Source organism: Croceicoccus hydrothermalis (assembly GCF_022378335.1).
GTDB lineage: Bacteria > Pseudomonadota > Alphaproteobacteria > Sphingomonadales > Sphingomonadaceae > Croceicoccus > Croceicoccus hydrothermalis.
Map to the genome: position 1 here is coordinate 26,038 of NZ_JAIQCI010000018.1, position 13,876 is coordinate 39,913.

Sequence of the window (13,876 nt, forward strand, 5' to 3'; positions counted from 1 at the left end):
CGCGGATTCTCGCGTTCGTCCGCTGCCGGACGAATCCCCGCAGGGAATGGCGCACTCCCGGCAATTTGAAATTCATATCCCCACTCCCGCTGGCCGCAAGATCATCGTCCTGTACGCCGATAGCTTTATCGGATTGTGGGGTTATCGCCGCCCAAGCGCATCACAACCTATCTGCGGATAGGAAATCGGGCTTGCCATGATGTATGCGCTGCACGATAACAGCGGCATTGCTGGCATACGACCGGCAGGGAGAGGCGAAGAGGTTGGCCACATGGGCTTAGTGCAGACCACGATCGTGCCGCCGCGTTCGGCGCACGCGTATGTGAAACGGGCAAGGATCGAAAGGCTGGCGGAAAAGATCGCCGGCTATCGCGCAGTCACGGTTATCGCTCCGGCCGGTTTCGGGAAGACAACCGCCATGCTGCGATGGGCCGATCTGCTGGCCGAACGAGGGCGATCCGTTCTTTGGATCGCGGCGCGCGCCGGTGTGGACAGTCTCGACACCTTTCTCGAGGCACTGTCCCAGGCCTGTGTCGTGTCGGGTCTTGGCATCGCTTCCAGCGATCCGCGTGCATGGTTCGTCGAGCTTGCCAAGCGATCGGGCGCGGCGCCGATCCTGTTCATAGACGATGCCCAGTTGCTGCCCCGCGAAGTGCATGATTTCGTCGAGCAGCTGATTTTCAGCTCACGCGACGGGTTGACGACCGTCATGGCGTCCCGGGGCGAAAATGACATCAATCTCGCTCGCCTGAGATCGCTGGGATACCTGATGGAAGTCAGGATGGCGGACCTGTGTTTCGATACAGAGGAAGCAAGCAGCCTGCTGAGGCAGGAAATTGGGGCAGAGCCGACTGCGGCGCAGATCCAGCGCATGATAATGGATACACAGGGCTGGGCCGCCGGCCTGATTCTTGCCTCCCAGACGTGGCACAAGGATAGTTTGCACGCGGAAATGCCTGAACGGGCGGCCAGTCGGCTGCGTTACGAATATGCGAGCTATTTCCACGAGGAAGTGATCGAGGGACTTCCGCAGGAATTGCGGAACTTCATCATCGACACCTCGATCCTGAAAGAACTTTCGCCGTCGGCTTGCGCTGCGGTGATCGGCCAGAGCGAAGCGCGCAAATATCTCGACGAGGCTTTCGAGCGCGGGCTCTTCCTGATCGAACTGGACCGCGAGCAGGGCGAATATCGCCACTACAAGCTGTTCCGCGATATGGTTCTGGGGCGGCTCATGAAGCTGGCACCTGAACGCGCAGCCGAATTGCACCGGCGCGCCAGCCGCTTCTACGCAGAAACCAGCAATTATCACCTTGCACTGGAGCATGCCGAGCAAAGTACCGATCAGGAATTTCTCGCGTCGCAGATCGAAACCCTTGCCGAACAGATGATCTATGCCGGGCTGATGCAGCGGCTTGACGAACTGGCTAGCCGGTTGCCGTGGCAGGTGGTCGAGGACAAGCCGTCGATCCTGCTGGCCATGTCGTGGCGGCGCAGCAGGCGACTGGCATTCACGTCCGCCGAACGCCTGATCGAAGCGGCGGAAAAAGCCATCGAAGATAAGATGGATGCCGGCGAACTGGATGACTACGCAGCGCGACAGCTGGATTTTCATGTGCGCCACCGCAAGGTCATGTTGCACGCCGCACGCGACGACATGGTCGCGGTAGAGGAGGAATGCGGCCCGCTGTTGGCCGATCTGGGTGACGATCATCCATATCTCAGCTGTACCCTGCTGGCACAGCTGCTTTCCGCCCGTCGTGAGCTGTTTCACTTCCACGACATGCTTCGACTGGAAGGTGAATTGCGCAAGGCATTGGCGCGACCGGGTTCAGCCTTCGCATCGATTGCGCTCAAGTCGTCGGTCGCGCCTACGCTCGTCGCACAGGGCAAGACGGAAACCGCAAAGCAGTTCTTGCATGAAGCGCAGGAAATCGCGCGCCAGCGTGAAAGCGAGGTTTCGGGGCTAGGCGCGCTGCCGGCACTTCCGTTGGCCGAGATATTATACGAATGCGGCGAACTGGACGAGGCAGCCAGGCTGGTCGACCAGTACATGCCTTCTATTCGACAATGGGGCTTCGTCGATCAAGTCGCGTCGGGATATCTCGTGCGCGCCCGGCTGGCGGCCGCCGATGGCGACCTCGCTTCGGCGCTTTCGGTGCTGGAGGAAGCGCATCTTGTCGCGATCGAATGCGGGCTCGACCGTTTGCGGGCCATGGTCGTATCGGAACAGGTACGCATTTTGATCAAGAACGGGCAGCTGGAACAGGCCGAAACGCTGTTCTATTCCTGCGACCTGGTGGGCGAAGGAGAACCTGTCCCCACGCTGAATCCGTCGCGGCTCAACGAATGGCTGGCTATTGCTTGGCTGCGGATTGAAATGCACCGATTCAGGCTGGTGCGCTCGCGCAAGGTGGCGAAGCGCTGGCTGGAACTGGTGCGCCGCCGGGGCGCCATCCGTTCCGCCCTGTCGTTCGAACTGCTGCTGGCCGAAATTGCGGTACTGGCAGGCAACCGCTCGGAAGCGCGCCGTTCAGTGCGCGCTGCCGTGGAACTGGCCGAGACCGGCGGCTGGCTGCGCCCGTTCCTCGACGAGGGGGAAGCGATTGCTGCGCTGATCGTCGACGCCTATGGGACTGGCCCGATCCTCGACGATCCGGTCGACAGGTTTGCCCATGGGTTGGTGAAGCTGCTCAAGGGAAATCCGCAGATCGATCAGGACGAAGAGGACGATGACGAGTTCGGCCCCAGCGGCGGCCTGTCGCTGCGCGAGATCGAGATCCTCACCCAGGTGAGCGGCGGCCTGCGCAACAGGGAAATCGGTGACCGGCTAGGCCTGACCGAAGGCACAGTCAAATGGTACATGCAGCAGATCTACGACAAGCTGGGCGTTCGCCGCCGTCCGCAAGCCGTTCTGCGGGCAAGGCAGCTGGGCATTTTGTCCTGACACCCTATCGAAGGTTAGATTACGCCCGGTACCGCACGTCCTACCGCAGGGGAAACTATAGCATTTCTGGCGGGAGTATTCTGTGGCCAAGGGTAAGGTAATCATCAGCTGCGCGGTGACCGGCGCGATCCATACGCCGAGCATGTCGCCGCATTTGCCGGTGACCGCTGACGAGATTGCGGAAGCGGCCATCGGCGCGGCTGACGCGGGCGCGGCCATCATTCATTTGCACGCCCGCAATCCCAAGGACGGGCGTCCGGACCAGAATCCCGATCTCTACGAACCCTTCCTCAAGGTCATCAAGCAGCGGACCGATGCGGTGCTGAACATCACCACCGGCGGCCATCCCTCGATGACGCTGGAAGAAAGGCTGAGGCCGGCAACGCGTTTCGCGCCTGAAGTCGCCAGCCTCAACATGGGTTCGATGGGGTTCGGCCTGTTCCCGATGCTGACCCGCTACAAGGACTGGAAATACGACTGGGAGCCGGCCACGCTTGAGGCATCTCGCGACCTTGTATTCAAGAACACCTATAAGGATATCGAAGGGCTGCTGGAACTGCTTTCCCCGCTGGGCACGCGGTTCGAGTTCGAATGCTATGACACTAGCCATCTGTACAACCTGGCGCATTTCCTCGATCGCGGGCTGGTGAAGGCTCCGCTGTTCGTTCAGACTTGCTTCGGCATCCTCGGCGGCATCGGCAGCCACCCTGAAGATATCCAGCACATGAAGCGCACGGCGGACAGGCTGTTTGGCGACCAGTACGAATGGTCGGTGCTGGGCGCCGGCGCACGGCAGATGAGCATCGTCGCCATGGCTGCGTCGATGGGCGGCAATGTTCGCGTGGGCCTTGAAGATTCGCTCTGGGCCGGTCCGGGCCGACTGGCGGAAACCAACGCCGAACAAGTCGCGACCGCAAAAGCCATCGTAGAGGGTATGGGCCTGTCCGTGGCAACGCCTGACGAAGCGCGCCAGATCCTTGACCTCAAGGGCGCCGACCGGACCAATATCTGAGCAGGAAATGATCCACGCAGGACCAGGACGCTATAGGGAACGCGGCGATAGTCAGCGCAGTCACGTAGCGCCGCCGGCCCGTTGCGTTTGCTGGGGGCGAGGCCGATGAAGCTGGGTATCTGTTCGATGTGGGGCACCTCGCTGGACTTGTTCCGCAGCGAGGTGAGGCTGGCGGCGGAGCTGGACTATGATCTGGTCACGGTCGGGGATTCGCCGGCCGGCTGGCATGAAATGGTCACCTCCATGACATTGGCGGCACTTGAAGCGCCCAAGGCGCGGATCGGCTCGCTTGTGACATCGCCGTTCATGCGCCACCCGCTCGTCGCGGCGAGTGCCTTTGCCACCATCGACAAATTGACGGGCGGGCGGGCGGTCATGGGATTTGCGACAGGGGGCAGCACGGTCCTGGCCGTGGGGCGCGCACCGGCCACGCAAAAGGAAGTGCGGGCCGAACTTGTCGCCCTGCGCCAGCTTTTCGCCGGCGAGGAGATCGAGTGGGAAGGGCGGCCCGTCAAATCGCTTCGCTTCGCGCGCAAGGTTCCGATCTATTATTCCGCTTTCGGCCCAAAGGCTATCGCGCTTGCAGGAGAGCTTGCCGATGGGGCCATCCTGTTTGCAGGTGACCAGAGCCTCGATGCGCTGGAGCAGAGGATTGCTGAGTTGCGCGTTGCCGCCGCCAGGGCGGGCCGCGATGCCGATGCGCTCGACATCTGGGTGACCAGCTATATTTCGGTGCGAGAGCATCGGCAGCAGGCCATCGACGACCTGAAGGCTTTTATTGCCGTCAATGCGATGGCCTTTCGTACGCCCGAGACGTTGGCGATGCTGCCCCATAATGTCCGCCCGCTCGTCCAGGCTTTTCAGGCACGTTATGATCCATCGGAACATGTCGTGGTCGGCGGACGCAACGTTCGGCTGATGGACGAGATGGGGCTCACCGAATTCCTGCAGGATTTCGATACGATCGCGGGACCTGAAGACCACGTGGCAGGGGTCATGGCCAGGATGGAAGCGATGGGTGTTTCCACGCTTATCGCCGCGCTTCCTGGGCATGCCGATCCGCTCACCACGATCCGCGGCCTCGCAGCCGCAAGAAAGAGAATGTAACGCGATATGGCATATTGGTGGAACAGGACCGAAGCGCGCGATTGGCTGGACAGGCTGGAGCGTTTCTCGCTGGACGAACTGGCCGCAGAGGCCGAGGCCAAGACGATTGCGGCGCATGGCGCGGTGGTCACCTATTCGCGCAAGGTTTTCATACCGCTGACGAAATTGTGCCGCGATGTCTGCCATTACTGCACGTTCGCTCACCGCCCGTCGCAACTGACGGCGCCATTCCTCGAACCGGAAGAAGTGCTTGAGATCGCCCGCGCGGGCGAACAGCGCGGTTGCCGCGAAGCATTGTTCACTCTGGGCGACCAGCCCGAGGCCCGCTATTCCGCCGCGCGCCGGTGGCTGGACGAGCGCGGCTTCGCCAGCACGCTGGATTATCTGGCGCATGTCGCCTCGCTCGTCCTCGAAGAAACGAGCCTTCTGCCGCATCTCAACCCCGGGATCATGACGGCTGCCGATTACGAAAAACTGCGTCCGGTCTCGGCTTCGATGGGATTGATGCTGGAAAGCACGTCGGAACGGCTGTGCGGCAAGGGAATGCCGCATTACGGGTCTCCCGACAAGATACCGGAAGTCCGCCTGCAATCCCTGCGCGATGCTGGCGAGGCAAAGGTGCCCTTTACCACCGGCCTGCTGATCGGGATTGGCGAAACGCGCCTGGAACGGGTGGAGGCACTGCTTGCGATCTGCGATCTGCATGCGCGCCATGGCCATATCCAGGAAGTCATCATCCAGAACTTCCGCGCCAAGCCCGGGACGCTGATGGCAGCAACGCCCGATATCGGGCTCGACGAACATCTCTGGACGATAGCCGCTGCCCGCTTGATACTTCAGGCGGAAATGGTGGTGCAGGCACCGCCCAACCTGCAGCCGGGACAGCTGGGCAAGCTTATCCGTGCGGGCGTCAACGACTGGGGCGGGGTTTCGCCGGTCACGCTCGACCATGTGAACCCCGAAGCGCCCTGGCCACATCTTGAGCAGCTGGAGACCCAGACCGAGGAGGCCGGACGGCACCTGCGCCAGCGGCTTGCCATCGGCCCGGCATTCGCTCGTGCACCCGGATTGTGGACGGACGAGGCGCTTCAGCCGCGCATTCGAAGGGCCATCGATGCGCGCGGATTACCGCGAGACAGCGACTGGCATCCCGGCACCGGCGGGGCGATACCGGAAGGGCCGCTCTCCATCGGTATCGGAGGGGACAAGGAAATTCGCATAGCCCTGGGCCGGGTTGAGCACGGCGAGGAGCTCGGCGCGTTCCACATCGAAAGGATGTTCGGGGCCGAAGGCCGCGATTTCGAGCGGATCTGCCGCGTTGCCGACGAGCTGAGGCATGACCGGGTGGGCGACAATGTCACCCATGTGATCAATCGCAACATCAACTATACCAATATCTGCCTTTACCGCTGCGGCTTCTGCGCCTTCTCCAAGGGCAGCACCAAGAGCGAGCGCGGCCCGGCGTATAATATCGACCATGCCGAAATCGCCCGCCGCACGGTCGAGGCGCGCGAACGCGGCGCGAGCGAGGTGTGCCTGCAAGGGGGCATCCACCCGAGCTATGACGGCAACACCTATCGCGGGATCGTGCAAGCGGTAAAGGATGCAGTGCCGGACATGCATGTGCACGCGTTCTCGCCGCTGGAGGTGCATCACGGCGCCACCACGCTGGGGCTGGATTACGAAGATTACCTCGCTTCGCTCAAGGAATGCGGGCTGGCAACCTTGCCGGGGACGGCGGCTGAAATCCTGTCAGATGATATCCGCGACATCATTTGCCCCGACAAGCTTTCGACCGGCGAATGGCTGGCGGTGATGCAGGCGGCACACAAGGTGGGGCTGAAGACCACATCCACCATCATGTTCGGCCATGTCGAAACCTATGCCCACTGGGCCACGCATCTGCTGCGCCTGCGCGAATTGCAGATGGAAAGCAGCGGCTTCACCGAATTCGTGCCTTTGCCTTTCGTCCATATGGAGGCACCGAACTGGCGCCGCGGGCAAACCCGTTCCGGCCCGACATGGCGCGAAACAGTGCTGATGCATGCCGTGTCGCGGATTGCGCTGGACGGTGCCATTCCGAACATTCAGGTCAGCTGGGTAAAACTGGGTCCGGAGGGGGCGGCCCACATACTTCAGGCAGGTGCCAACGATCTGGGCGGGACGCTGATGGACGAATCGATCACGCGCGCTGCGGGCGGGGTGAACGGACAGGAATTCGGTGTTCCCGAAATGCGCGCGCTGGCCCATGGCATCGGTCGCCGCCTGCAGGAACGCTCCACGCTTTACGGTCTGGCCGCGGGCGAGACCGTCGCATAATTTGACAGGATTGGATAGTTTATGAGCCAGACGATCGCAGTAGTCGGCGGTACGGGCAATCTCGGCAGCGCCATTGCATGGCGGCTTGCCAAGGCAGGGCATCAGGTGATCATCGGATCGCGCTCTGCTGAAGCGGCCATTGCCCGGGCAGAGGAACTCGGCCATGGGCTGACCGGCATGGCCAATGCCGATGCGGCGCAGGCGGGCGACATCGTGTTGGTCACCGTGCCGTTTTCCGCCCAAGCGGCGACGCTGGCCGATATCAAGCCGCATGTCGCCGGCAAGATCGTCGTCGATACCACTGTCCCGCTCGTTCCGCCCAAGGTGATGCGCGTCCAGTTGCCTGAAGAAGGATCGGCAGCGATATGCGCCAGCAATCTGCTGGGCGACGATGTCCGGTTGGTCGCGGCGTTCCACAATGTCGCGGCGCATCGCCTGGCAGAGGATGGCTTTGTCGATTGCGACATTCTGGTGTTCGGCGACGACAAGGCGGCACGTGCCGAAGTTGTCGCGCTGGCAGAAGCCATTGGGCAACGCGGCATCCATGCCGGCCCGCTGGTCAACGCGGCGGCGGCCGAGGCGATGACCTCGCTGCTGATCTTCATCAACAAGAACTACAAGGTCGATGGCGCCGGAATTCGCATCACGGGCGAATTGAACGCCCCCGATTGACGATGTTCAGCGTATTTCCCGTCGGCGACTTGCCGGAATTCCATGGTGGCGATGTGCCTTCCATACTGGCCGACCGCCTTGCCCAGGGCGACCCCGGCCTTGCGCCCGGCGATATTCTTGTCGTCACGCAAAAGATCGTTTCGAAATCGGAAGGCCGGATGGTCGCGCTTTCGTCGGTCGATATTAGCGACGGCGCGCGCGATCTTGCCCGCCAAACCCATAAGGACCCCGCGCTGGTCGAGATGGTACTGCGCGAATCCAGCGACGTGGTGAGAGCGGTGCCCAACGTACTGATAACGCGGCACCGGCTTGGCCATGTGATGGCGAATGCCGGCATCGATGCTTCCAATCTGGGTACATGTGGCGAGGAAAAGGTGCTTTTACTGCCCGAAGATCCCGATGCCAGCGCGGCCCGCATAGCCGATGCATGCCACGCCCGAACGGGCATCAGGCCTGGTGTCATCATCTCCGACAGCTTTGGCCGTCCATGGCGGATCGGGACGACCAATGTGGCGATCGGCGTGGCTGGTCCCCCCGCCGTGATCGATGAGCGAGGCAAACCCGACAGGGACGGGCGGATCATGCAGGTGACGCAAATCGCCTTTGCCGATGCCGCAGCCGGGGCGGCTGGGCTTGCGATGGGCGAGGGCCCCGAGGGCTTGCCGGCTTGCGTGCTGCGCGGCCTGCCATGGCAGCACGGCGATCAGACCAGCCGGAACCTGCTGCGTCCGGCGGGGGAGGATTTGTTCCGATGAGCGCACGTGTCACTGTCCTGACCGGAGGCGTGGGCGGCGCCAAGCTGGTCGAGGGCTTGCAGCAGATCGTGCCCGGCACTCACCTGACGGCGATCGTGAACACTGGCGATGATTTCGAGCATTTCGGCCTGCCGATCTCGCCCGACATCGATACCTTGCTCTACACGCTGGCGGGGCTTTCGAATGTCCGTCTAGGCTGGGGCCGCGAAGGTGAGACATGGTCGTTCATGGCTGCGGTAAAGAGCCTTGGCGGCGAGGACTGGTTCAACCTCGGCGATGGCGACCTCGCGCTTCATGTCTTGCGCCGCATGGCCAAGGACGCGGGCCAGCCTTTGTCCGAAATCGTGCGGGGTTTTGCCCGCCAATGGGGTCTAGGCCTGACTATCCTGCCGATGAGCGACGATCCCGTCGCGACATGGGTGAAAACGGACGAGGGTTTGTTGCCTTTCCAGCGCTATTTCGTGGAGCGGCGGTGTGAACCGCGCATCAATGCGATCCGCTTCGAAGGTTCTGATGCAGCCTTTCCGGCACCTGGTGTGGTGGCGGCCATCGAAGCGGCCGATATGATCCTGATCGCGCCATCCAATCCGTGGCTCAGCATCGATCCCATATTGGCGGTTCCCGGCCTGCGGCAAGCGCTGGAACGCAAGAATGCACCGCTTGTCGCCGTGTCGCCGCTGGTAGGCGGAAAAGCGGTCAAGGGGCCGACGGCTAAGCTGATGGGAGAACTTGGCCTTTCGGTGACGAACCAGACGATTTCCGAACATTACGGCGAATTGCTGGACGCGATGCTGGTGCACGAGGGCGATCCACAGCCTTCCGGGCTTTCTTGTGCTGAAACCGACACGCTAATGAACACGGCGGAGGACCGGCACCGTGTCGCGATTGCCGCCATGGATCTCGCCGAACGACTGACGCGCTGATGGCATGGACGGCGCTGGTCCCGATCCGCACCGGCCCTGCGGGAAAGTCGCGATTGAAAGGCGTGCTGGATGCCGACGCACGCGGGCGCCTGGCATTGGACATGGCTCGGCACGTCATCGACGTTCTAACGCAATGTCCGAAAATCGACCGGATCGTCGTGCTTTCGAACGAAGCCTTCGACCATCCTGCGGCAGTCTGGGCCAACGATAGCGGGCAAGGACTGAATGCCGAGATTTCGGCGTTCCGGCACGGTTTCGGTGCGTCGCCGCTGCTTGTGATCCACCCAGACCTGCCCTTGTTGGGTCGGCACGATGTCCAAGCGCTACTCGATGCGGCGACCTGCCATGGCGCTGCCCTGGCCACGGATCGCCTGGGGCAGGGCACGAATGCATTGGCACTGGCCGACGGTCGATCGTTCTCGTTCCAATTCGGGCAGGGCAGTCGCATTCTTCACTGCGGCGCGGATGTTGCCATGCCGGTACTTCAGCGGACGGGTCTGTCAGCCGATCTCGACACAGCTGCCGACTTGGAGTTCCTGCTGGAACGGGGATTGCGTGTCTAAAACCGCCTTTCTTCCGGCAGGTAGGTTGACTGCGCCGGACTGTTATCCGCCCGGTAGATCAGCGCAGGAGAGGCAGTCATGAAACTGAGTATCGGTATCCCCAAAAGCATGAAGGTTGCCGCCATGGTCCAGCCATGGGAGGATCCGCTGACCGGAGCCGATGTCGGGGAACTGATGGCAGTCGCGGACCGGCTCGGCTTCTATAAATGCATGCTGGGTGAGCATTTCATCATCCCCAAGGAACATATCGAGCTGTCGGGCGACTGGTATTTCCACACCGCCGTGGCGCTGGGCTTTTATGGCGGGCAGACGAAAAACCTGCGCCTTGCGTCCTCGATCTCCATCCTGCCGCTGCAAAGCCCCATCGTGCAGGCCAAGGCATGGTCGACGCTCGACTGGCTGACGGGTGGTCGGGCAGAGCCGATATTCGGCGTCGGCTGGCTGAAGGAAGAGTTCGACATGCTGGGCGTGCCGTTCGAAAAACGCGGCGCGATGGCGGATGAATATATTGCGGCGATGATTGAACTCTGGACGAAGGACGATCCGAAATTTGAGGGCGAATTCGTCAGTTTCGAAAATTGCGGTTTCGCGCCCAAACCGCTTCAGAAACCCCACGTGCCGATCTGGTTTGGTGGCGATGCGCCTGCAGTTCAGCGGCGGGTGGCGAAGTTCGGGAATGGCTGGTCCCCGTTCCGCACACCGCCCGAAAGCTTTCCCGACTGCATCGACTACATCAAGTCACAACCGGAATATGACGGTCGGCCGCTGGACATGTTCTTCGCCCTCGAAATGCTGAACGTCGGTGCGCATCATGAAATTCTGGATGATGCCCGTGCGCCGGGGACCGAGGACAAGCAAAAGATCATCGACCAGATCGGATGGCTGAAGGAACTGGGCATTACCGAAACCATCGTGCCCTTGCCGCCGGGCCTGTCCGGCAAGCAGGCATGGATCGACCGCCAGCACTGGGTTGCCGAGGAGATCATGCCGGCAATCTGACAGATGGCGTTTCGTCCCGTTACCCCGGCAGGGCTGCGAACATGTCCAGCATGTCGGCGTAATGGGGCTGGTGGTGGGCAATACCGCCATCGGCCGAAATGATCTGGCCGGTGACAAAGCCCGCAAGATCCGAAGCCAGCCACAGCACGGCCCCCGCGATATCACCCGCGACGCTTTCGCGGGGCAAAAGCACGTGACGCTGGATCATGGCGAGCTGGTGTTCGGTCATTTGCGCGCGCGCCACGGGGCTGAGCACAAGGCCGGGCAGCACCGCGTTGCAACGGATATTGGCCCGTCCGAACTGCGTGGCCGTATTGCGCGTCAGAGCATTTACCGCAGCCTTGGACGCGCTATAGGCCGGATTGAGCACATCGCCGAGCAGCGAAACGCCCGAGCTTGTGTTGATGATCGAACCGCCGCCTGCGGCGATCATGTGAGGAACCACATGCTTGATCACGAACATCGTGCCGCGCACATTGATGTCGAAAGCGGCATCCCACACTTCCGGATCCATTTCGGCCAGAGAAGCGTCGCGCATCATCTGCTGGGCACCGGTGTTGGCGGCATTATTATGCAGGATATCGATCTTGCCGAATTCACCGAACGCCGCCGCCACCATAGCAGCGACGCTGGCTTCGTCGCCCAGATCGACCTTCAGGGCGATGGCCCTGCCGCCGGATTCGGTAATGCCAGAGGCCACCCGCCGCGCGCCTTCCTCGTTGATATCGGCAATCGCGACCGACGCGCCGTTCGCGGCCAGCATGCGGGCGCAGGCTTCCCCGATATTTGCGCCGCCGCCGGTAACTATGGCGATCTTGCCCTCGACCAGACCCATTCCTATTCCCCCAGAAGCTGCCACGTGCCGTAATCCTCGGCAGCCGTGAAGAAGCGTTCGTTCATGGGAAGGCCGTTCTGCCCCCACTCATCGAGATTGGCGGCCCAGGCCTGCAATCCGTACATGACGAACAGCCGCGTCTGTTCCCATGCCTCGTCAAAGTCGGGAACGCCCAGAGCGCCGGTTGCGATCAGATATTCGCGATATTGCTTCACCATGTCCTTGTGATGCTTGCGGCGCTCCTCGATGCTGAGCGCGCCGATCACGAAATAGGTCAGGTCGCGCCATGGGCGGCCGCGCCGGACCAGCTGCCAGTCCAGCCAGAGCCGGTCGCCGTCGGGCAGGATATAGGTATTGCCCTGATGGCAGTCGCCCAGCACGATACAATGCGGCGCATCATAGGCCCGCTCAAGCTCACCCAAACGGTCAAATGCGCGTTCCAGCTTGCGCGGATCGTCAAGGTAATGCTGCGGCGCGACGGCGCGGAAAGCAGGGTCCGCCAGATTGGCTTCGATCCATTGCCACATGATCCGCACCTGATCGCTGTCGACAGGCGTGTCCATCTGGGTCTGGAGCCATGGGGCATTGGCGGTGCTGATCTTGTCGCTTCCCCAAAGGCTGCCATGCAGCGTGGCAAGGCCTTCGAGATTGTCCATGATCATGTCGACGCCATTGGCATCGGTACTGTGCCCGAACTTGCCGCCGCGCTGCACTAGATCTTCCAGCACCACGAAGCCATGCGCACTGCCGTCATCGTCCCAGTCGGCGTAGTAGCATTTTGCCGTCGGCACTTTCATTTCGTCGATCAGGAAGTGGTAGAAGCGCGCTTCGACGGCGTGGATATCGACATTGTCGAACGATCCCGACCAGTTCGCCTTCATGCAGACATGCTCGGGCAGTCCTGCGGCCTTGCCCGCATCGTTCCAGTCGACTTTAACGCGCCATTTCGTCGTGTGGCTGTTGAGCAGTTGGACGGTTTCCACGCTGTGCGCCGCAACGCCCGGATATTTATAGCTCATCATCCTGCCCAGCCACTCGGCGTCGACATCCTCCAGCCTTGTCGGCAGCTTGTCGGTGCGGGCGGGATAGGGACGCGGCACGCAATTCGTGTCGACGACTGCACTCTTATATTGGGCGGGGGCGTGCGGATCCATGGGTCAGCTCCTTGCGATCTGTCTGTTTTCGAACCTGCGGCGCGATGCGCGGCATGTTCCTCTCTTGCCCTCATGCTTCGCAGAGCACCTGCTGGAGCAACCTGTCCAAGGAAAGGGGCGGGGCGGGCTGGGCAGGGTGATAAAGCGGCGACGGAGAGAGACCGAAATGACTCAGAAAAACCAGAACAAGGATATCGTGCGACGCTTCCTCGGCGCGGTCGAAGCGGGAGAGCTTGACGTGATCGAGCAATTGCAGGCGCCCGATTGCACATGGTGGATGATCGGATCGGGCGAAATATCCCGGAAAGCCTATACCGACGCGGTAAAGGGCATGCTGCTGACCGCTTCGCACCGCAAGGTTCGCATCGTGGGCATGGTCGCGGAAGGCGACACGGTCGCAGCAGAAGTGCGCTCGGAAATGCATTTCGGCGACCGGGTCTATGCCAATGAATATCACGATCTGTTCGTGATCAGGGACGGGTTGATCGTCCACGGGCGCGAGTATTTCGATACCGGTAAGGTCGCCGCCTTTTTCGGCGCGCAGGAAGGTGCGGCATGAACGCCGAAACCGTCGTCAGGCAATTCCTCTC

The 13,876-nt window shown here is 61.8% G+C and carries 12 protein-coding genes; 10 read left to right on the forward strand and 2 right to left on the reverse strand.

Annotated elements, in window-relative coordinates; translation table 11 throughout:
* Positions 1–271: 271 nt before the first annotated feature.
* From K4G67_RS11035 to K4G67_RS11075, 9 genes are all read left to right on the forward strand, one after another.
* Complete coding sequence (locus K4G67_RS11035) at positions 272–2,947, forward strand: winged helix-turn-helix domain-containing protein (protein WP_239806424.1); 2,676 nt, start codon at positions 272–274, stop codon at positions 2,945–2,947.
* A gap of 82 nt (positions 2,948–3,029) precedes the next feature.
* A complete protein-coding gene (gene kce, locus K4G67_RS11040; protein WP_066849548.1) occupies positions 3,030–3,959 on the forward strand; it encodes a 3,5-dioxohexanoate:acetyl-CoA acetone transferase in 930 nt (309 codons plus the stop codon).
* 105 nt (positions 3,960–4,064) lie between these two features.
* Complete coding sequence (locus K4G67_RS11045; protein ID WP_239806425.1) at positions 4,065–5,066, forward strand: LLM class flavin-dependent oxidoreductase; 1,002 nt, start codon at positions 4,065–4,067, stop codon at positions 5,064–5,066.
* Between the two features lie 6 nt (positions 5,067–5,072).
* On the forward strand, positions 5,073–7,385 hold the full coding sequence (gene cofH / locus K4G67_RS11050) for a 5-amino-6-(D-ribitylamino)uracil--L-tyrosine 4-hydroxyphenyl transferase CofH (RefSeq protein WP_239806426.1): 2,313 nt from the start codon (positions 5,073–5,075) through the stop codon (positions 7,383–7,385).
* Positions 7,386–7,406: 21 nt separating this feature from the next.
* Positions 7,407–8,057: an NADPH-dependent F420 reductase gene (gene npdG, locus K4G67_RS11055; protein WP_066849556.1), complete on the forward strand. Its 651-nt coding sequence runs from the start codon at positions 7,407–7,409 to the stop codon at positions 8,055–8,057.
* Positions 8,058–8,059: 2 nt separating this feature from the next.
* On the forward strand, positions 8,060–8,812 hold the full coding sequence (gene cofE, locus K4G67_RS11060; protein ID WP_239806427.1) for a coenzyme F420-0:L-glutamate ligase: 753 nt from the start codon (positions 8,060–8,062) through the stop codon (positions 8,810–8,812).
* Positions 8,809–9,735, forward strand: a complete 927-nt coding sequence (gene cofD / locus K4G67_RS11065) for a 2-phospho-L-lactate transferase (protein ID WP_239806428.1) — start codon at positions 8,809–8,811, stop codon at positions 9,733–9,735. The genes cofE and cofD overlap by 4 nt, the downstream gene beginning before the upstream one ends.
* Positions 9,735–10,298, forward strand: a complete 564-nt coding sequence (gene cofC, locus K4G67_RS11070) for a 2-phospho-L-lactate guanylyltransferase (protein ID WP_275588843.1) — start codon at positions 9,735–9,737, stop codon at positions 10,296–10,298. Before cofD ends, cofC begins: the two co-directional genes overlap by 1 nt.
* 78 nt (positions 10,299–10,376) lie before the next feature.
* Positions 10,377–11,297 (forward strand): TIGR03619 family F420-dependent LLM class oxidoreductase, encoded by a 921-nt coding sequence (locus K4G67_RS11075; RefSeq protein WP_239806429.1) that lies wholly within the window; start codon positions 10,377–10,379, stop codon positions 11,295–11,297.
* A gap of 19 nt (positions 11,298–11,316) precedes the next feature.
* On the opposite strand, the gene K4G67_RS11080 is transcribed toward K4G67_RS11075, so the two are convergent.
* Together K4G67_RS11080 and K4G67_RS11085 are read right to left on the reverse strand one after the other, a co-directional pair.
* Positions 11,317–12,132: an SDR family NAD(P)-dependent oxidoreductase gene (locus tag K4G67_RS11080; protein ID WP_239806430.1), complete on the reverse strand. Its 816-nt coding sequence runs from the start codon at positions 12,130–12,132 to the stop codon at positions 11,317–11,319.
* 2 nt (positions 12,133–12,134) lie between these two features.
* Positions 12,135–13,286, reverse strand: coding sequence for an oxidoreductase family protein (locus K4G67_RS11085; protein WP_239806431.1), 1,152 nt, complete (start codon positions 13,284–13,286; stop codon positions 12,135–12,137).
* 166 nt (positions 13,287–13,452) lie between these two features.
* On the opposite strand from K4G67_RS11085, the gene K4G67_RS11090 reads away from it, so the two are divergent.
* A complete protein-coding gene (locus K4G67_RS11090; protein ID WP_239806432.1) occupies positions 13,453–13,845 on the forward strand; it encodes a nuclear transport factor 2 family protein in 393 nt (130 codons plus the stop codon).
* Positions 13,846–13,876: the final 31 nt, after the last annotated feature.

Bases quoted from the DNA above. Each gene is read 5' to 3' on its own strand.
- cofE (WP_239806427.1), top strand. From the start codon at position 8,060: ATGTTCAGCGTATTTCCCGTCGGCGACTTGCCGGAATTCCATGGTGGC.
- K4G67_RS11080 (WP_239806430.1), bottom strand. From the start codon at position 12,132: ATGGGTCTGGTCGAGGGCAAGATCGCCATAGTTACCGGCGGCGGCGCA.
- cofH (WP_239806426.1), top strand. From the start codon at position 5,073: ATGGCATATTGGTGGAACAGGACCGAAGCGCGCGATTGGCTGGACAGG.
- K4G67_RS11045 (WP_239806425.1), top strand. From the start codon at position 4,065: ATGAAGCTGGGTATCTGTTCGATGTGGGGCACCTCGCTGGACTTGTTC.
- K4G67_RS11085 (WP_239806431.1), bottom strand. From the start codon at position 13,286: ATGGATCCGCACGCCCCCGCCCAATATAAGAGTGCAGTCGTCGACACG.
- K4G67_RS11035 (WP_239806424.1), top strand. From the start codon at position 272: ATGGGCTTAGTGCAGACCACGATCGTGCCGCCGCGTTCGGCGCACGCG.
- npdG (WP_066849556.1), top strand. From the start codon at position 7,407: ATGAGCCAGACGATCGCAGTAGTCGGCGGTACGGGCAATCTCGGCAGC.
- K4G67_RS11075 (WP_239806429.1), top strand. From the start codon at position 10,377: ATGAAACTGAGTATCGGTATCCCCAAAAGCATGAAGGTTGCCGCCATG.
- K4G67_RS11090 (WP_239806432.1), top strand. From the start codon at position 13,453: ATGACTCAGAAAAACCAGAACAAGGATATCGTGCGACGCTTCCTCGGC.
- cofC (WP_275588843.1), top strand. From the start codon at position 9,735: ATGGCATGGACGGCGCTGGTCCCGATCCGCACCGGCCCTGCGGGAAAG.
- cofD (WP_239806428.1), top strand. From the start codon at position 8,809: ATGAGCGCACGTGTCACTGTCCTGACCGGAGGCGTGGGCGGCGCCAAG.